Here is a 19,354-nt window from a genome sequence, read left to right as displayed (position 1 = left end):
CGCTTTCCGATGATCCAGGGTGCGTGTCCCTGCCCACGGCAGGGGCAACGGCAAATGGCCAGTGGTGCTACTCTCTAAGCCGGTGATTCATCCTGGAGAGATCACGTGCCCCGCAAGACCCCCATCGAGCGCTACCGCAACATCGGCATCAGCGCGCATATCGACGCCGGCAAAACGACGACGACGGAACGCATCCTGTTCTATACGGGCGTCAACCACAAGCTGGGCGAAGTGCACGATGGCGCTGCCACCATGGACTGGATGGAGCAGGAGCAGGAGCGCGGCATCACCATCACCTCGGCTGCCACCACGGCCTTCTGGAAAGGGATGGCCGGCAACTACCCCGAACACCGTATCAACATCATCGATACGCCGGGACACGTCGACTTCACCATCGAAGTCGAGCGCTCCATGCGCGTGCTCGATGGCGCCTGCATGGTCTACGACGCAGTCGGCGGCGTGCAGCCGCAATCGGAAACCGTCTGGCGCCAGGCCAACAAGTACGCGGTACCGCGGATCGCCTTCGTCAACAAGATGGACCGCGTCGGCGCCGACTTCTTCCGCGTGCAGACGCAGATCGCCGACCGCCTCAAGGGCCGCGCCGTGCCGATCCAGATCCCGCTCGGCGCCGAGGACCACTTCCTGGGCGTGATCGACCTGGTCAAGATGAAGGCCATCGTCTGGGACGATGCCAGCCAGGGCGTGCGCTTCGAATACCGGGACGTCCCGGCCGAGCTGCTCGCCACCGCGCTGGAATGGCGCGACAAGATGGTCGAGGCTGCCGCCGAGGCCGACGAGGCGCTGCTCAACCAATACCTGTCGGGCGAACCGCTGACCGAAGAGCAGATCAAGCGTGGCCTGCGCAAGCGCACCATCGCCAACGAGATCGTGCCGATGCTGTGCGGCAGCGCCTTCAAGAACAAGGGCGTGCAAAGCATGCTCGACGCCGTGATCGACTACCTGCCCTCGCCCGCCGACGTGCCCGCCATCATGGGCCATACCGAGGACGACCGCCACGCCGAGCGCCACCCGACCGACGACGAGCCGTTCTCCGCGCTCGCGTTCAAGATCATGACCGACCCGTTTGTCGGCCAGCTGATCTTCTTCCGCGTGTATTCCGGCGTGGTCAATTCCGGCGACAGCGTCTACAACCCGCTCAAGGGCAAGCGCGAACGCCTGGGCCGCATCCTGCAGATGCACGCCAACGTGCGCCACGAGATCAAGGAAGTGCGCGCCGGCGATATCGCCGCGGCGGTCGGACTGAAGGAAGCCACCACCGGCGACACCTTGTGCGACCCCGACAAGGTCATCATCCTGGAACGGATGAGTTTCCCCGAGCCGGTGATCTCGCAGGCGGTGGAGCCCAGGACCAAGGCCGACCAGGAAAAGATGGGCATCGCGCTGAACCGCCTGGCGCAGGAGGACCCGTCCTTCCGCGTGGCCACCGACGAGGAATCCGGCCAGACCATCATCTCGGGCATGGGCGAGCTGCACCTGGAAATCCTGGTGGACCGCATGCGGCGCGAGTTCGGCGTGGAAGCGTCGGTCGGCAAGCCGCAGGTGGCTTACCGCGAGACCATCCGCCACCCGGTCAAGGATGTGGAAGGCAAGTTCATCAAGCAGTCCGGCGGGCGCGGCCAGTACGGCCACGTGGTACTCAACCTCGACCCGCTGCCGCATGGCGGCGGCTATGAATTCGTCGACGCGATCAAGGGCGGTGTGGTGCCGCGCGAATTCATCCCGGCGGTCGACAAGGGCATCAAGGAGACCATGCAGTCAGGCGTGCTGGCCGGCTACCCGGTGGTCGACATCAAGGCAACGCTGGTGTTCGGCTCGTATCACGACGTCGATTCCAATGAAAACGCCTTCCGCATGGCCGGCTCGATCGCCTTCAAGGAAGGCATGCGCCGGGCCAAGCCCGCGCTGCTCGAGCCGATGATGTCGGTCGAGGTGGAAACGCCCGAGGAATTCACCGGCAACGTGATGGGCGACCTGTCCTCGCGCCGCGGCATGGTCCACGGCATGGAAGACATCGCGGGCGGCGGCGGCAAGATCGTGCGCGCCGAAGTGCCGCTGGCGACGATGTTCGGCTACTCCACCACGCTGCGCTCCCTGACGCAGGGGCGCGCGACCTTCACGATGGAGTTCAAGCACTATGCCGAGGCGCCGGCCAATGTGGCGGAGGCGGTGATTTCGGCGAAAAAGGCTGGATAAAGACCCGCGTCCGCCGCTGGCTTTCTCCCCTCTCCCGCCTGCGGGAGAGGGGTCGGGGGAGAGGGCAGGCGCATCAAAGCCCTCCCCCCTTTATCACCTCAACACACCGGCGCCGTCATCTTGAAAATCCCCTGCGCATTCCCCGCATCAAACCCCAGGTCATAACGCTGCGGCGCCGCTGCCTGCTCAGCAAAGCGATCGCGCGTAATGAACTCATAGAACGACCCCGGCACTTCCCGCTCCACCGCCTCGCCCCGCGCGCCGACAAAGGTGCGGCGCACCGTATCGGCACGAAACGCCGTTTGTTTGACGCGGCCGCTGCGCGACACCTCGACCTTGTCCTTCATCGGCCGGCCCAGCTGCTTCTGCTGCTCGGCCAGCGCGAACACGTCCTCGACACGGTCGGTGGCGTGGTTGAAGGCGTTGCCCTCGGTGGCGATCCACGCCATCTCGGCGGATTCGCGCAGCAGCGTTTCATAGTCCGCCAGGCTCGGCGCGGCGTGCTGGCGTTCGAAGCATGGCACCAGCAGGCCCACCAGTTCGGCGGCGTCGGCCACATCCAGCGCACCGTCGCGCTCAAGCTGCCACAGCAGGGTCTGCGCGCGCGGCGTGAGCGGATCGGCGGAGGTGCCGGTGACGCGGCTGACGGCGGCGCGGAAGTCGTCGCTGAAGCGTTCCGGATGGAATTCGCTGAGGAAGAACTGGGCGATCTCTTCCGGCGCATCGGCATGCGCGTACGAGCGGCCGGTCATGCCGATGCGCTCCAGAGGATAGGTGCCGTTGAGGACGTAGCCGAGCGGGCGCAGGATGCGCGTGAAGGCGGCCTCGCCTTCGGGCAGCGCGCCGTTGTCGCGCCACTTGACCGTGCGCAGCGCGCCGTGGTCGAAGGTGACCTTGCCGCCGGCGGCAGCGACGTCGCCGGTGTAGGCGCGGCCGGTCGGTACCCGCTCGAGGATGCCGCCGAACAGCACCATGTTCAGCGCCTGGGCGATTTCGGCGCGGGTGGCGCGGCCCTGCGGGTCGTGCGGCAGCGCGGCGGGCAGCGTGACCAGCGCGAGCAGTTGCGCGGCGCGGGCGGCGCCGACGGTGGCGGTAAGGAGCGTGGAGATATTGGCAGTCATGGGCGCGGATAGGTGAGCAGTGGGATCGCGCCGCCGGATTCGCATCGCAAGCGGTCGGCGCCGATCCGCAGGGCAGGATAGGGTTGGGCGCATCGCCCGCACAAGCGCGCATTGCGCACAACGTTGTGCGTGCGGCGCACGATCCGCGCGGCGCTGCTGTTTATACTGTCGGCCTTCACTCCCGGCCGCCCCATGAGAAACGACATCCCCAACCTGGGCGCGCTGCAGGCCTTCGAAGCCTCGGCGCGGCTGGGCAGTTTTACGCGCGCCGCCGCCGAGCTGGCGCTGACGCACAGCGCGGTGGGGCGGCAGGTGGCGCAGCTGGAGCAGCGCCTGGGCGTGGCGCTGTTCACGCGGGTGCGCCGGCGCCTGGTGCTGACCGATACCGGGCGCGAATACGCCGCCCGCATCCGGCGCCACCTGGACCACCTGCAGCGCGACACGCTGGAGATCACCACCGGCCGCGCCATGGGCTACACGCTCGAGCTGGCGGTGGTGCCGACCTTCGCCACGCAATGGCTGATCCCGCGCCTGCCTGACTTTGCGCGGCGCCATCCCAACGTCACCGTCAACCTTTCTGCGCGCTCGCAGCCATTCTCATTCCAGGAATGCGCGTACGACGCGGCGATCTATTTCGGCGACCAGTTCTGGCCTGGCACGCGCGGCGGCGTGATCTTCCGCGAAGGCGGCATGGTGCCAGTCTGCAGCCCGGCCTTCCTGGCCGAACACGCCATCACAGACGCCGCCAGCCTGGCGCGCTGCCGCCACCTGCACCTGAGCACCCGCGCCAACGCCTGGCGCGACTGGTATGCGGCGCAGGGGTGGGAGTACGCGCTGGCCGCTTCGCGCGGGCCGCGCTATGAGCTGTTCACGATGATGACGGCCGCCGCCAGCGCGGGGCTCGGCATCGGCCTGGCGCCGCGCCTGCTGATCGAGCGCGAGTTGCAAACCGGCCAGCTGATGATCCCGCTAGCGGGCATGCTGGACGAGCACCAGGGCTACTATTTCGCCTATCCGGACGGACGCCCGGCGTCCGAAGCGCTGGCGGCATTCCGCGGCTGGATCCTCGGGCTGTCGCGCGATGCGCAGGTCGCCAGCGCGGGCGTCTGACGCGCCCATATCCAGGCGAAGCTGGCAGCGTTTTGGCGCGCGGCAAGGCATAGGCTTGCCGCGCCCCATCCGTCACTTTCAAGGGGTGCGCGCGCAATGCGGGTAAACTACCGCCTGTTCGCCGCGCCGGGGACCACCCCGGTCACGCCTTTTACGTCACACCGGCAATAGCCGGAACGACCCGCGAAGTGGGCGCCGGCGAACCCACTCCAGGCCTTCGGGCCGCTCCCCGTGGCGCCGCAAGCCGGCGCCGCACAAGGCTTGCCCGGCAACATTGCCGGCATTCGCCGCCACCAAGGCACCTCGCCCACTTCGACCCTCGCCCGGGCCGCGCGCATCGTTGCGCCCGCCCGATGACGACCCGCGTGCCCCTGCGCGGGACTGGAACCAGCAGGCCATCGGCCTGAAGGATTCGCCCCGGCGCGCGAACCAGGCGCCCGACGAGTCCGACTTCCGGAGGAAATCCATGAAGAAGACAGCCAGCCACTGGCTGCTGGCGGCCGGGCTTTTGCCCGTCGCCGCCCACAACGCCCACGCCGCGCCCGGCGTGACCCTGTACGGCATCGTCAGCTCCGCCGTGCGCTACACCTCCAACCTGGACGGCCATCACAACGACCAGGCCGCGCTGGTGTCCGGCGGACTGGTCGGCAGCCGCTTCGGCCTGAAGGGCGATGAGGACCTTGGCGGCGGCAACCACGCCATCGTCCAGCTCGAGGCCGGCATCGGCAGCGACGACGGCCGCACCAGCTACAACGCGCTGTTCGGGCGCCAGGCCTATGCGGGCCTCTCCGGTGACTGGGGCAGCCTGACCTTCGGGCGCCAGTACAACGCGCTGAACAATATCGGCTGGGCCTTCAACCCGCTCGCCCAGGGCTGGGGCAATTTCTGGTCCGATCCGATCTATCTGGGCGGCGACATCTTTTTCCAGGACTACCGCATCAACAACAGCGTGGTCTACAAGCGCAGCTTCGGCCCGCTGACCCTGCAACTGGACTACGGCGCCGGCGAGCAGCGCGGCAGCCTGGCACGCGGCACCACGCTGGGCGGCGGCCTGATGTACCAGCAGGGCGCGCTGGCGCTGGGCGCGGCCTATGACCAGCGCAAGAGCGCCGATGGCGGAAACACCGTGCGCAACTATTCGGTGGGCGGCTCGTACGCGTTCGGCAAGGCCACCGCCTACCTCGGCCATATGGGCCGGCGCGAATCCGCGGGCGATGCGCGCTTCAACATCGCCTTCGCCGGCCTGGGCTACCAGCTCACGCCGGCGCTGCACCTGTCGGGCGCCTACTACCGCTACTGGCAAGGCGGCAACGTGACCACGCAGTTCCAGGACGTGCCGGCGCTGCTGGGCAGCGGCAACGCCGACAGCATTGCCGTGGTGGCGGACTATGCGCTGTCCAAACGCACCAGCCTGTACCTGGAAGCCGACGCCGTGCACGCGCGCGGTGGCGCCGTGGGCCGCGAGACCGAGTACTGGGCCGGCACGCCCGCGGCGGGCGTGGACAACACCACGCGCGTGGGTGTCATGCTGGGCATGCGGCATCAGTTCTGAGCGCCGCACCGCCCCTCCACGGACAGTCCGAGCAGGAAGGCGCGCAGCGCGACGCCGATGTCGTGCGGCGCGTCCAGCTGCGCGAAGCGATTGCCAGCCACGTCTCGTTCGCGCGCGCGGTAGCCTGCGGCGCCGACGACGTGGTCGTGACCTCCGGCGCGCAGCAGGCCTTCGACCTGATCGCGCGCGTGCTGGTCACGCCGGGCAAGACCGTAGTGGCTGTGGAAGACCCCGGCTATCCGCCGCTGCGCCATGCCTTTGCCGCGGCCGGGGCCCGGCTGGTGCCAGTGCCGGTGGACGACGAGGGCATGCAGGTAGACCAGCTGCCCGCCGGCGCGCGTGTGATCTGCGTCACGCCCTCGCACCAGTTTCCGCTGGGCGCGACCCTGTCGCTGGCGCGGCGCCGCGCGCTGCTGGCCTTTGCGCGCCGCCATGGCGCGGTGGTGGTCGAGGACGACTACGATGGCGAATTCCGCCACGGCGGCCGTCCGCTCGACGCCTTGCAGACGCTGGACCAGGACCAGCTGGTCTGGTACGTCGGCACGTTTTCCAGGAGCCTGTTCCCCGGCCTGCGGCTGGGCTACGCGGTGGTGCCGCCGTGGGCGCGCGATGCCGTGGTGGCCGCCGGGCAATACACCGACTGGCACAGCGCGCTGCTGGCGCAGGACACGCTCGCAGCTTTCATGGCCGAGGGGCACCTTGCCCGGCACATTCGCAAGATGCGCGCGGCCTACACCGGCCGGCGCGACCGCTGCTGGCCGCGCTGGCGCGCCACTGCGCCGGGCGCCTCGCCCCCCTGCCGCCGACGCCGGCCTGCACCTCGCGACACGGTTGCACCCCCAGGCGGGCGATGCCCGCGCGCTGGCGCAAGCCGCTGCGGCCGCCGGCATCCGCGTGCTGCCGCTGGGCGAACTGGCGCTCACGCCGGGGCGCGGCGCCGATGCGCTGGGCTTCGGCATGATCCGCGCCGAGCGTGTCGATGCCGCGATCCGGACGGCTGGCCACCCTGCTGCGCTGAAGCACGCGCGCATTCCGCACGCGTCCTCCTACCGCCTTTTTTTCAAGCCGCGCGAAAGAATTACCGAGGCCGCACCCGGCAACGACGCCGCGGCGCGCCCCTGCGCCGCGCGCGGCGCAGGCATGGTCATTGCGCGTGCCACGCATTCCGATCCGCTTTCCGAAAAGGAGCTCAGCATGCAAACCCAGTCTCCCAGCAGTCAAGGCGCGGCCATCGTCGGTTCCGGCGTGGGCGAAGGTCCCGGCCCGGAAGTGATGGCGGCATCCAGCCTGGACGGTACCAAGGCGTACTCGTCCGACGGCGAACATGTGGGCAAGATCTCCGAGATCATGCTTGACGTGCCGCACGGGCGCATCGCCTACGCGGTGCTGACCACCGGCGGCTTCCTCGGCATCGGCGATACGCTACACGCCATCCCGTGGGGCGCGCTGGTCATGGACACCGACGAAAAGTGCTTCCGGATCGCCGTGACGGCAGACCGGATCAAGTCGGCGCCCGGTTTCAACAAGGACAGCTGGCCGAGCATGGCCGACCCGCAGTGGGGCACTACCGTGCACGAGTACTACGGCCGCGATCCGTACTGGATCAGCCCGCCGCTGTAAGACAGCAAATTGCTGTCGCCCGCCGCCCGCTCGCGGGCGGCGCCTTGCCCTGCCGGGCGCGGCGTGCTTGCATTGCCCGGCAAGGCTAGGCAAAGTCTGGCGAGACGCACTGGCCGGCGCCATGCCGGCGCGGCTCGGGAGACAACCATGAGAACACCCGACGGCAGCGTGACGCCTTCGCCATACCCGACCAGTGGCAGCGCATCGGCCGCGACGCAGGGCTTTCTCGCCGGCGGTGGCGAAATGGGCGCCCTGATCCGCGCCCACGACTGGGCCGCGACGCCGCTGGGTCCGCCGCAAGGCTGGCCGCACAGCCTGAAGACCGCCATCCGCATCATGCTTACTTCGCGCCAGCCGATCTGGATCGGATGGGGCGACGCGCTGCACTTCTTCTACAACGACGCCTACAAGTCGATCATCGGCGGCAAGCATCCCGCCGCGCTGGGCCAGCCGACCTCTCAGGTCTGGCGCGAAATCTGGCCCGAGATCGCGCCGCTGCTGGCCACCGCGATGACCGGCACCGAAGGCACCTTCGTCGAGCAGAAGCTGCTGATCATGGAGCGCAACGGCTACCAGGAGGAGACCTACTACACCTTCTCCTACAGTCCGGTGCCGAACGACCACGGCGGTACCGGCGGCATCATCTGCGCCAACAGCGACGACACTGAGCGCGTGCTGGCCGAGCGGCAGCTGAATGTGTTGCGCGACGTGGCCGCCTCCGCCACCGATGCGCGCGCGTGGCGCGAGGCCTGCGAGCGCACCATGCGCGCGCTGTCGTCGGACCCGCGCGACATCGTGTTCGCGCTGCTGTACATCGCCGAGCCCGGCGCCCACGCGCTGCAGCGCGTGGCCGTCACCGGCATCGGCCCGGGCCACCCGGCCGCACCGCCCACGCTGGCGCTGGAAGCGCTCACGCCCTGGCCGGTGGCCGATGTGCTGCAGCACCAGCGTCCCGGCCTGGTCAACGGCCTGGGCACGCACTTTGCCACGCCGCTGCCGACGGGCGCCTGGAGCATGCCACCCGGGTCGGCCGCGGTAATAGCGGTGGCGCCTTCGGGCAGCGCGTCGCATCGCGGCGTGCTGGTGGTCGGGCTCAATCCGTTCCGGCTCTTCGATGACCGCTACCGCAGCTTCCTGAACCTGGTCGCGGGCCAGATCGGCGCCGCCATGAACTCGGCGCAGGCGTATGAGGAAGCGCGCAAGCGCGCCGAGGCGCTGGCCGAGCTCGACCGCGCCAAGACCACCTTCTTCTCCAATATCAGCCATGAGTTCCGCACCCCGCTGACGCTGATGATGGGCCCACTGGAAGAACTGCTGCGGCGGGCGGACGTCAGGGAGAACAATGGCGACCGCGCGCTGCTGGAGATGGCCCAGCGCAGCGGCGTGCGCCTGCTGAAGCTGGTCAACGCGCTGCTGGACTTCTCGCGCATCGAATCGGGGCGGGTGAAGATGCGCCGCCAGCCCACCGAGCTCGCGGCCTTCACCGCGGACCTCGCCTCGCTGTTCCGCGCCAGCGTGGAAGGCGCCGGCATGGCCCTGCGGGTCGAGTGCCCGCCGCTAGCGCGCGCCATGGCGGTGGATCGCGACATGTGGGAGACCATCGTGCTGAACCTGGTCTCCAACGCCTTCAAGTTCACCTTTGCCGGCAGCATCACCGTCAGCGTAGGCGCGCGCGGCGGTGCCGACGCTGACGGTGCGGTGGTGTTCAGCGTGCGCGACACCGGCATCGGCATCCCGCCCGCCGAACTGCCGCGCATCTTCGAGCGCTTCCATCGGGTCGAGGGCGCCCAGGGCCGCTCGATCGAAGGCAGCGGCATCGGCCTGGCGCTGGTGCAGGAACTGGTGCGGCTGCACGGCGGCGCGATCGAGGCCGAGAGCGTGCAGGGCAAGGGCACCTGCTTCACCGTCACGCTGCCTGCCACCGCAATGGGGGCAACGGATACCGCGGCGGCAACGCAGGCAGACACCATCGCCGCCGTCGCGCCCGCGGCCAGCAGCGCGCAGGCGCGGGCCTATGTCGACGCAACGCTGCGCTGGCCGCAGGCAGAAGCGCCGGTCATGGCGATGGCAGCCGAGGACGTCGCCATCCAGGCCCAGGCGGCACAGTCCGGCGCCGTGGCCAACGGCGCCACGGTGCTGGTGGTGGACGACAACGAAGACCTGCGCGACTACATGCGGCGCCTGCTGAGCGCGGCCGGCCATCGGGTCGCGGTGGCCGCCGACGGCGTGGCGGCACTCGCGCTGGCGCGCGCGCAACCGCCGTCGCTGATCGTGTCAGACGTGATGATGCCGCGCCTGGACGGCCTGGGCCTGGTGCGCGCGCTGCGCGCCGATGCCGCGTTGCGCGACACGCCGGTGCTGCTGCTGTCCGCGCGCGCGGGCGAAGAAGCGAGCCTCAGCGGGCTCGGCTCGGGTGCCGACGACTACCTGGTCAAACCCTTCTCCGCGCGCGAACTGCTGGCGCGCGTGGCCAGCAACCTGCGCCTGTCCGCGCTGCGCCGCGCCACCGAGCGCCGCCTGCAGGAACTCAACGCCACGCTGGAGCGGCGCGTGGCGCAGGCCGTGGCCGACCACGACCGGCTGTGGGAGCTGAGCGAAGACCTGCTGCTGGTGGCGGGCTTCGACGGCAGCCTGCAGCGCGTGAGCCCGGCCTGGTCCCGCACGCTCGGCCATCCGCCGCACGACGCGCTGGGGCGGCCCTACCTGTCGTTCATCTATCCGGACGACCTGGTGCCCGTGACCGCGCAACTGGCCGCGCTGCGCCACGACGGCAACCCGGTGCGCTTCGAATGCCGCCAGCCGCGCGCCGACGGCACGCTGCGCTGGCTGGCCTGGACGCTGACGATGGACCCCGCCAACGGCCATATCCACGGCGTGGGCCGCGACGTCACCGGCGACCGTGAAGCGCAGGCCGCGCTGCGCCACGCCGACGCGGCCCTGCGCACGGCGCAGAAGATGGAAGCCATCGGCAAGCTCACCGGCGGCGTCGCGCATGACTTCAACAACCTGCTGCAGGTGATCGGCGGCAACCTGCAGTTGCTGGCGCGCGACCTGGCCAACGATGCGGGCGCCGGGCTGCGCCTGCGCAATGCGCTGGCCGGCGTGGGGCGCGGCGCCAAGCTGGCGTCGCAGCTGCTGGCCTTCGGCCGGCGCCAGCCGCTGGCGCCCAAGGTGGTGAACCTGGGTCGGCTGGTGCGCACGCTGGACGACATGCTGCGCCGCGCGCTGGGCGACGGCATCGAGATCGACACCCTGGTCGCCGACGGCCTGTGGAATACGCTGGTCGACCCATTCCAGGTCGAGAACGCGCTGCTGAACCTGGCGATCAACGCGCGCGACGCCATGCACGGACACGGGCGCCTGACCATCGAAGCGCGCAACGCGACGCTGGACGTGGATCCGGACCAGGCGTTGGACGACGCGCCCGCACGACAGTCGCGCCCGGGCTCCGGCACGGCACAGTACGTGATGCTTGCCGTCACCGATACCGGCGTGGGCATGCCGCCGGAGGTGCAGGAACATGTGTTCGAGCCGTTCTTCACCACCAAGCCCGAAGGCCAGGGTACGGGCCTCGGGCTGAGCATGGTGTATGGCTTTACCCGCCAGTCGGGCGGGCACGTGAAGATCCTCAGCGAGCCCGGTCGCGGCACCACGGTCAGGCTGTATCTGCCGCGCGTCGAGCAGGCCGAGGACCCCGACATGGAACTCGACACCGGCTCCGCGCGCGGCGGCGCCGAAACCGTGCTGGTGGTCGAGGACGACGAGGCGGTGCGCGCCACCGTGGTCGACATGCTGGCCGGCCTCGGCTACCAGGTGCTGCGCGCACGCGACGCGCAGGAGGCGCTCGCCATCGTCGAGCGCGGCGAGCCGCTAGACATGCTGTTCAGCGACGTGGTCATGCCCGGCCCGCTGCGCAGCACCGAGCTGGCGCGCAAGGTGCGCGAGCGCCTGCCGGGCGTCGGCGTGCTGTTCACCTCGGGCTATACCGACAGCGTGATCGTCCATGACGGCCGGCTCGACGCCGGCATCGAACTGCTCAGCAAGCCCTATACGCGTGAGGCGTTGGCGCGCAAGGTACGGCATGTGCTGGCCAACCGGGGGCAGCGCGCCGCGCGCATCGATAAGGTGCCGGCGCCGGGCGGCCCGGAGCCGCGGGCCACCGGCATGCGCGTGCTGTTTGTCGACGACGATGCGCTGGTGCGCGCCGGCACCGCCGAGCTGCTGCGCAGCTGCGGTGCCGAGGTGCAGGAGGCGGAAAGCGATTTCGAGGCGCTGGCGCTGCTCTCCCGCGGCGGGATCGACGTGCTGCTGACCGATGTGTCGCTGCACGGCGGCTCCGGCGGTTCCGGCGTAGACCTGGCGCTCACCGCGCGCGAGCGCCATCCGGGCCTGCGCGTGGTGTTCGCCACCGGCCATGCGCTGGCGCTGACGCCGGCGCAGCGCGAGGCGCTCGGCGACGCGGCGGTGCTGCGCAAGCCCTACGCACCGCAGGCGCTGCTCGAGGCACTGCACGGCACCGCCATTCCCGTCGACAGCCCCGCGCGCAGCCTCAGAAGCCCACCGTCATCGACAGCTTGAACGTGCGCGGCGCGCCTTGCACCAGGTAGCCGCCGTAGGCCGATGCCCAATACGCCTTGTTGGCGACGTTCTCCACCGCGGCGCGCAGCGTGTAGCGCTGCTGCGCCGCCTTGAAGCTGTAGCGCACCGGTCCCGCCCGCGGCGTCAAAGCGCTTACATCTGCCGCATCGCAAACGCAGGCAGCCGCGCCCGCCCCGATTGCCGGAACTCCGTCGGCGCCTGCCCCACCAGCCGCGCGAAGAAGCGCGAGAAGTAAGCGGCATCGGAGAAGCCGAGCGACAGCGCGATGTGCTTGATTTCCAGGTCGCTGAAGAGCAGGTCGCGCTGCGCTTCGGCAAGCAAGCGGGCGTGAATCATCTGCAGCGCGGACTGGCCGCAAGTCTGGCGACACACGCGGTTCAGTTGCGTGGGCGTGACGCCGAGGGCACCGGCGTAGTAGCCAATCTCCTTCTGCTCGCGATAGTCCGACTCGAGCAACTGCTGGAAATGCTGGAAATGCCGCGCGGGCCGGCTGCTGCTGCGTGCCGCTGCCGGTGCCGCGGCGTTCGCCAGCCGTGCAATGCCGATCAGCACCAGCGTCAGCAATGACGACAGCGACGCCCCACGCCAGGCCGATACCGCCTCCATCTCCCCGCGAAAGAGCCCCAGTGCATCCGCCAGCGCATGGCCGCGCCGCACGCGGTCGTGGCGTGGGCGCTCGAACAGCGGCAGCGCATCCGGCACCCCCGCCAGCAGCGTGCGCAGATGGCTGTCGGTCATGGTCACCACCATGCCGTCGGTGTCCGGCGTAAAGACGAAGCCGTGGATATGCCGTGGCGGCATCGTCACAAGCGAGCCGCTGCGCAGCGCCTCGCGGCGTTCTTCCAGCAGGGCTTCGCCGCCGCCCGCATGGATGTACAGAATTTGCAGGAAGCGCTCATGCCGGTGAGGCTTGATCTCCCACCCGTACAAGCGGCTGCGCGCGGCGATGGACTCGAAATGCAGCTGGTCGGACAGCGGTTCTGTGGAATTCACGCCATACAGCGAGTAGGTCGGAACGGGTCTCACGGCGGCTTCAGTGTTTACCAGCAATGTTCCGATTGTCCTGTCCTTGGTTCGCTCTGTCCATTCCTGCGCGCGCCCTCAGCGACTATCTTTAGCGCTCAGAAGATCGATATGCACAAGGAGACAAGACATGCGCACCCAGGTTGCCATCATCGGCGCCGGCCCCGCCGGCCTGCTGCTCGGCCAGTTGCTCGCCACGGCGGGGATCGACAACGTCATCGTCGAGCAGCGTAGCCCCGACTATGTACTGGGGCGCATCCGCGCCGGCATCCTCGAAAGCGTGACCGTCGACGCACTGGAGCGCGCCGGCGTGGCCGCGCGCCTGCACGACGAAGGGCTGGTGCATAATGGCATCGAGCTCGCCTTCGACGGCCGCCGGCATCGCATCGACCTGCACGCGCTGGTCGGTCGCAGCGTCACCGTCTACGGCCAGACCGAGGTCACGCGCGACCTGATGGCGGCGCGGCAGGCTGCGGGCATTACCACGATCTACGAGGCGCAGGATGTCAGCCTGCAGGATTTCGGCAGCGCCCGGCCGGTGGTCCGCTATCGCAAGGATGGCATGGCCCATGAGATCCATTGCGACTACATTGCCGGTTGCGACGGCTTTCACGGCATCAGCCGCCAGAGCGTGCCACAGACTGCCACGCAGATCTTCGAACGCGTCTATCCGTTCGGCTGGCTTGGCATCCTCTCGGATACCCCGCCGGTCGCCGACGAACTGATCTACGCCAGCCACGAGCGCGGCTTTGCGCTGTGCAGCATGCGCTCGCGCACGCGCAGCCGCTACTACATTCAGGTGCCGTCCAGCGAGCGTGTGGAAGACTGGTCCGACGACCGCTTCTGGGATGAACTGCGCCGCCGGCTCGACCCGCAGTCCGCGCAGTCGCTAGTGACGGGCCCGAGCATCGAGAAGAGCATCGCGCCGCTGCGCAGCTTTGTCTGCGAGCCGATGCGCTTCGGCAACCTGTTCCTGGCCGGCGATGCCGCGCATATCGTGCCGCCCACCGGCGCCAAGGGACTGAACCTGGCCGCCAGCGATGTGCTGACCCTGGCCGACGGCCTGACCGCCGTCTACCGGCACGATGACAAGCGCGAACTGGACGCCTATTCCGAGCGTTGCCTGCGCCGGATCTGGAAGGCGGAGCGGTTTTCCTGGTGGATGACGTCGCTGATGCACCGTTTCCCGGACGCGGACGATTTCGCCCGCCGTATGCAGCGGGCGGAACTGGACTACCTGATCGGCTCCGAGGCGGCGTGCAAGTCGCTGGCGGAGAACTACGTGGGCTTGCCGTACTGATGGCAAAGCCTGCCTGCTGCCGGTTTGCTCCCCTCTCCCGCGTGCGGGAGAGGGGCAGGGGGAGAGGGCAGGCGCTGGCATACCGACGTGCTGTACTTCGTGGAAGCTCCGGCCCTCTCCCCTCTCCCACTGCGTGGGAGAGGGGAGCGATCACCAGCGATGGCAGCTTCGGTCCAGCGCGCAGGTGAATATCATTGCTGCGCGTAAACCCCTAAACCGATCAGCGCGGGCGAGAACCGGGCACCACAATGGCAACCCAGACAAGACGGCAAAAAGCCACGGCCAGTCCTTCAGCGACGGTGGCCGGCGGCGCAGAGAAAGCCGGCGCCCCGTCGGCGCCGGTGCGGATTCCTTACCTGATCGGACGTACCGACCGGGTGGTCAGCCGCCGCCTGAGCGAGGCCCTGGCGCCGCACGGCCTGACGGTGCCGCTGTTCACGGCCATGTCGGTCCTGAACGCACGTGGCAGCCTGTCCAATGCGCAACTGGCCCGAGCGCTCGCTCATGTCGCCGCAGTCGGCCAACGGGAGCCCGCATCTGAACGGGCGCCCACGCCCGAACAGCGTCATCGCGCGACAGGGGACTCGGCGACGATTCTCCGTGCCCGCAACGCAGCCACGATGGCGCCGACAATGCTCTCCATCGACGTGCCCGGTCCGAAGATCTCCTGCACGCCGCACTGGCGCAGCAAGCGCCTGTGGTCTGCCGGAACAATGCCGCCGACGAAGACCGGCACATCGAGCGCGCGCTGCCGCAAGGCGTGTAGCAGCGCCGGCAGCAAATCCAGATGCGCGCCGCCCAGCGTGGAGATGCCGATGGCATCGAAGTCGCCATCGCAGGCGGCAGACACAACCGCCTCGGCCGACTGGAACAGCGGCGTCAGTTCGACGACGAACCCGGCATCGGCAAGCCCGGCCGCCACCGCTTTCGCACCACGGTCGTGGCCGTCCTGGCCGAGCTTGGCCACGAGGATCCGGGGCGCGCGGCCGAGCCGCTCGTGCAGCGCACTGACGCAATCGCAGGCCGCCAGCCATTCGGTGTTGCCGGCGCGAGCCGTGCCATACAGCGCTGCGTCGTAGGACGCCCGGACAGTATGGCGCGGCCAGACCTGGAGCAGCGCCCGGGTACATTCCCCGACCGTGGCGCGGCAACGCATGGCGTCTATCGCACAGGCGACCAGGTTGCGCTCGCCCCGCCTGGCCGCCTCGGTCAACGCCGCCAGCGCATGCCGGACCGCCGCGTCATCGCGGCGGCCGCGCAGCGCGACGAGGCGGCGTGCCTGTTGCACGCGCACCTGGGTACCGTCGATCTCCAGGCATTCCTGGCCATTGTCGTCGGGCTCCTGGAAGCGGTTGACACCCACCACGACCTCTTCCTGCGCATCGAGCAGAGCCTGCGTCCGCAGCGCATTCTGGTGGATGCGCCGCTGCACCCAGCCGGATTCGAGGGCTGCCAGGATGCCACCCTGGGCATCGATGTGCGCCAGCACCGCGCGCACCTCCGTCACCATGCGGCCGGTCAGCGACTCGATCAGGTAAGAGCCCGCCCACGGGTCCGCCACCTCGCACAGGCCAAATTCATGCTGGAGGATCAGTTGCGTATCGCGAGCCAGCCGCGAGGCCTGCGCGCCCGGCAATGCCAGCGCCTCGTCAAAGCCGTTGGTATGAAGCGACTGCGTACCGCCGAAGATCGCGGCCATCGCCTCGATCGTGGTGCGCGCGATATTGTTGAGCGGCTGCTGCGCGGCGAGGGTCCAGCCCGAAGTCTGGCAATGCATGCGCATGGCCGTGGCGCGCGCACTGGTGCCACCCATTTCGCACACGATGTCGTGCCACAGGAGCCGCGCGGCGCGCAGCTTGGCGATCTCGATGAAGAATTGCTTGCCGACGCCGAAAAAGAAGCTCAGTCCGCCGCAGAACGCGTCGACATCAAGGCCGCGCTCGCGCAGCAGGCCGACATAGGTCCTCGCATTGGCCAGTGTCAGCGCCAGTTCCAGCACCGGATCGGCGCCCGCTTCCTGGAAGTGATAGCCCGAGATCGACATGCCGTTGAACTTCGGCGCATGCGCGGCCAGCCATTCGACCACGTCGGTGGCGATGCGCAGCGACGGCTGGGGCGCATGGATCCAGGTGTTCCGGACCATGAACTCCTTGAGGATGTCGTTCTGGATCGTGCCGCGCAGCTGAGCGAACGGCACGCCCGACTCCTCGGCCGCCACCAGGAAGGCCGCCAGCACGGGCAGCACCGCACCGCTCATGGTCATCGATACTGAGACCCGGTCGAGCGCGATGCCTTCGAACAAGCGCCGCATATCGTCGACCGAGTCGATGGCCACGCCGGCCATGCCGACATCGGCCTGCGCCTGTGGCTCGTCGGAATCGTAGCCGCGATGGGTCGGCAGGTCGAAGGCCACCGACAAGCCCTGCGCGCCCTGCTTCAAGGCCTCACGATAGGCGAGGTTCGAGGTCGCGGCGTCGCCGTATCCCCCGTACTGGCGGATGGTCCATGGCCTGCCGCGGTACATGGAGGGATAGGGGCCACGAACGAACGGGGCCTCGCCGGGCATGCCGCCCAGGTGGCCAAGGCCAGTCAGATCGTCGGGCCCGTAGACCGCCTTCAGCTCCAGGGCGCCTGCCGGGTCGTCCCCTTTCGCGTTCATCGTTGCCTCCAGCGTTTCTGCGTGACCACATCGGCGATCTTCTCGCCGTCGCGGCTGCGCCGGATCTCACACCAGTGCGTCAATCCCTCCTCGTCCTCGCGCAGCGCGGAAAAGGTCAGCTCCAGCGACTCGCCGACATTGACGTTGCCATGGAAGAACAGATCCCGCGCGAACACCGTGGGCGGATCCGCGTCGCGACGCCATTGCCATTCCGCGCGATCGACCATGGCCTGGAAGCTGGCGAAGTACAGCAGGTCGGCGCCATTGAAGTCGTTGCAGGGGCACGGCAGGTATTCGGCGGCGTGGCAGACGCGATGCCGGGCCTGGTCGAGCCCGAGATGCGTGCCCCAATCCCCGCAGCGAAAACGCCGTGCCTGCAGCGACAGTTCCGCCGCCTGTGCCGACGGGCCGGCGCCGGCCCACTGCGCGGCCACGGTCGGCATGGTGCGCACGACCGAGCGGTTGTCCCGCTCACGCGTGCGCCGGATGAAGGTGGACAGCATCGTCACGCTGGCGCGGCGGTTTCCCTGCATGTCGACCACATGTTCGCTGAGGTGCTTCACGCCGCCCGCTGGCACGATGCGCGAGCCGACGCTGAACTCGGCGTGCTCGCCGATCGTTTGCGGCGCGGCATCGCGCACGCGGATCGCGGTGAACGCCGCATACACCGGATTGCCCTCTGTATCCCGGAAGTCCGGCACCCCCAGTCCGGCGCCGGCGGCCAGCAGGCGCCAGTGCAGGTCGCCGCAGGTCTTCAGCAGCCAGTTCTCTGACAGGCCGGTGTATGCCAACTGGGGCATGCCGGCGACATGGCGCGAGACGACGGCTTCCATGTCAGGCGGCCAGCGCGGTGTCGCTCTCGCCCGCGGCAATCAAACCGGCGAGGTATTCGGCGTCGCGCGCGATGCCGGAGAATCGCCCCGATCCCCACGTGTGCAGCCACGGCAGCCCGAGGAAATACAAACCGGCGTGCGCGGTCACGCCACGTTCATGGCCAGGATAACCGCGGCCGTTGAATACCGGCACTTCGAGCCAGCTGAAATCCGGTCGGAAGCCGATGCACCAGATGATCGAACCAATGGCGACTGCCTGGGGATCGAGTTCGGTGCGCTCGGCCGGCGGCGTCCACACGGGCGCATAGACGCTCGGCGGCGGCGCCTCGATGCCTCGCTCCGCGATGAACTTGTCGATGCTCGCGTTAATGCGGTTGTAAGTCGCATCGGCATCGTTCAGGTTGCGACGCAGGTCCGGCGCAAAACGCAGTTGGCCGTCGAGGTAGTCGTCGAGCACGCCGTAGAGCTCCATGCCCTCAGTGGCAAACCTGCGCAGGTCGATATCGCGCCCGCCGTCGCGGCCGGTGACATAGTGATTGGTGTTGTCGCGAACGCCCTCGCGCAGCGGATGCTGGGTGACCGGCAGGTCGTAGTACTTCATGTCCGCGAGCCAGTCCACGACGTCCCGCCCGCGATAGAAGCGCGCGCAACGCGGCGCCTCGCCGACGGCCAGATACACCTTGCGCCCGGCCAGGTGCAGGTCTTCGGCAATCTGCGCGCCCGACTGGCCCGAGCCGACCACGAGCACCGCACCCTCGGGCAGCGACTCGGGATTCCGGTACTCGGACGATTGCAGTTGCCGGATCGACGCCGGCAGGCGCTCGGCCATGCGCGGCACGATCGGCGTGTGATAACCGCCCGAGGCCACCACCACCTGGCCTGCGGTGAAAGCGCCCTGGCTCGTCACCACGGAAAATCCCCCCTGCGCGCGCGCCTTCACTTGCCGCACCTCGGTATGCTCGAGCACCGGCGCGCCGACCGTCCGGATAAAGCCATCGAGATAGGCCGTGATCTCATCCTTCTTCATGAAGCCGTGCGGATCGTCACCCTGGTAGGCATAGCCCGGCAGCGCGCATTGCCAGTTCGGCGTCACCAGGCAGAACGCATCCCAGCGTTGCGTGCGCCAGGTGTGCGTGACGGTGTGCTTCTCGATGAGCAGATGGTCGATGCCGGCCTGCTTCAGGAAGTAGCTCATCGATAGTCCGGCCTGGCCGCCGCCGACAATGATGACGCCGTAGTGCCTGGGCTCTGCGGCCTGGCCCGGATTGGTGTTGATGACGTGGGACATGTTGGATCCTTTGAGGCGAGGAATTTGGAGATCGG

The 19,354-nt window shown here is 68.9% G+C and carries 13 protein-coding genes; 7 read left to right on the top strand and 6 right to left on the bottom strand.

Annotated elements, in window-relative coordinates; translation table 11 throughout:
* Positions 1-105 precede the first annotated feature (105 nt).
* Positions 106-2,214 (top strand): elongation factor G, encoded by a 2,109-nt coding sequence (gene fusA, locus K307_RS19750; RefSeq protein ID WP_042880630.1) that lies wholly within the window; start codon positions 106-108, stop codon positions 2,212-2,214.
* A 98-nt stretch (positions 2,215-2,312) separates the two neighbouring features.
* On the opposite strand, the gene K307_RS19745 is transcribed toward fusA, so the two are convergent.
* Positions 2,313-3,335 carry a DUF1338 domain-containing protein gene (locus K307_RS19745; protein ID WP_042880628.1) on the bottom strand — a complete coding sequence of 341 codons (1,023 nt, stop codon included), beginning with the start codon at positions 3,333-3,335 and terminating at the stop codon, positions 2,313-2,315.
* A gap of 192 nt (positions 3,336-3,527) precedes the next feature.
* Here K307_RS19745 and K307_RS19740 point away from each other — a divergent pair, with 192 nt between their 5' ends.
* The 5 genes from K307_RS19740 to K307_RS19720 all read left to right on the top strand — a co-directional run bounded on the left by K307_RS19740 (position 3,528) and on the right by K307_RS19720 (position 12,195).
* A complete protein-coding gene (locus tag K307_RS19740) occupies positions 3,528-4,445 on the top strand; it encodes a LysR substrate-binding domain-containing protein (RefSeq protein WP_042882349.1) in 918 nt (305 codons plus the stop codon).
* A 466-nt stretch (positions 4,446-4,911) separates the two neighbouring features.
* Positions 4,912-5,997: a porin gene (locus tag K307_RS19735; protein ID WP_042880626.1), complete on the top strand. Its 1,086-nt coding sequence runs from the start codon at positions 4,912-4,914 to the stop codon at positions 5,995-5,997.
* A 62-nt stretch (positions 5,998-6,059) separates the two neighbouring features.
* Positions 6,060-7,352 (top strand): PLP-dependent aminotransferase family protein, encoded by a 1,293-nt coding sequence (locus K307_RS50660; protein WP_329955905.1) that lies wholly within the window; start codon positions 6,060-6,062, stop codon positions 7,350-7,352.
* On the top strand, positions 7,243-7,617 hold the full coding sequence (locus tag K307_RS19725; protein WP_329955904.1) for a PRC-barrel domain-containing protein: 375 nt from the start codon (positions 7,243-7,245) through the stop codon (positions 7,615-7,617). Before K307_RS50660 ends, K307_RS19725 begins: the two co-directional genes overlap by 110 nt.
* A 147-nt stretch (positions 7,618-7,764) precedes the next feature.
* Positions 7,765-12,195, top strand: coding sequence for a response regulator (locus K307_RS19720; protein WP_080745069.1), 4,431 nt, complete (start codon positions 7,765-7,767; stop codon positions 12,193-12,195).
* Here K307_RS19720 and K307_RS47885 read toward each other — a convergent pair.
* The gene (locus tag K307_RS47885) at positions 12,167-12,322 is read right to left on the bottom strand and encodes a TonB-dependent receptor (RefSeq protein WP_230625962.1); all 156 of its coding nucleotides are present in this window, start codon (positions 12,320-12,322) and stop codon (positions 12,167-12,169) included. The genes K307_RS19720 and K307_RS47885 overlap by 29 nt on opposite strands.
* Before the next feature lie 26 nt (positions 12,323-12,348).
* Complete coding sequence (locus tag K307_RS19715) at positions 12,349-13,242, bottom strand: helix-turn-helix domain-containing protein (protein WP_042882342.1); 894 nt, start codon at positions 13,240-13,242, stop codon at positions 12,349-12,351.
* 127 nt (positions 13,243-13,369) lie between these two features.
* On the opposite strand from K307_RS19715, the gene pobA reads away from it, so the two are divergent.
* Positions 13,370-14,539 carry a 4-hydroxybenzoate 3-monooxygenase gene (gene pobA, locus K307_RS19710; protein ID WP_042880622.1) on the top strand — a complete coding sequence of 390 codons (1,170 nt, stop codon included), beginning with the start codon at positions 13,370-13,372 and terminating at the stop codon, positions 14,537-14,539.
* A gap of 565 nt (positions 14,540-15,104) precedes the next feature.
* Here pobA and scpA read toward each other — a convergent pair.
* Genes scpA through K307_RS19690 form a run of 3 tightly spaced genes read right to left on the bottom strand, consistent with a single transcriptional unit; the run spans position 15,105 to position 19,319 of the window.
* A complete protein-coding gene (scpA, locus tag K307_RS19700) occupies positions 15,105-17,198 on the bottom strand; it encodes a methylmalonyl-CoA mutase (protein WP_042880619.1) in 2,094 nt (697 codons plus the stop codon).
* A complete protein-coding gene (locus K307_RS19695; protein WP_042880617.1) occupies positions 17,195-18,031 on the bottom strand; it encodes a Pnap_2097 family protein in 837 nt (278 codons plus the stop codon). The genes scpA and K307_RS19695 overlap by 4 nt, the downstream gene beginning before the upstream one ends.
* Position 18,032: 1 nt before the next feature.
* Positions 18,033-19,319, bottom strand: coding sequence for an MSMEG_0569 family flavin-dependent oxidoreductase (locus tag K307_RS19690; RefSeq protein ID WP_042880615.1), 1,287 nt, complete (start codon positions 19,317-19,319; stop codon positions 18,033-18,035).
* Positions 19,320-19,354: the final 35 nt, after the last annotated feature.

The sequence above is a fragment of the Cupriavidus necator A5-1 genome, from assembly GCF_000744095.1.
Classification (GTDB): Bacteria; Pseudomonadota; Gammaproteobacteria; order Burkholderiales; family Burkholderiaceae; genus Cupriavidus; species Cupriavidus necator_A.
This window is presented reverse-complemented; position numbering and strand designations above follow the sequence as displayed.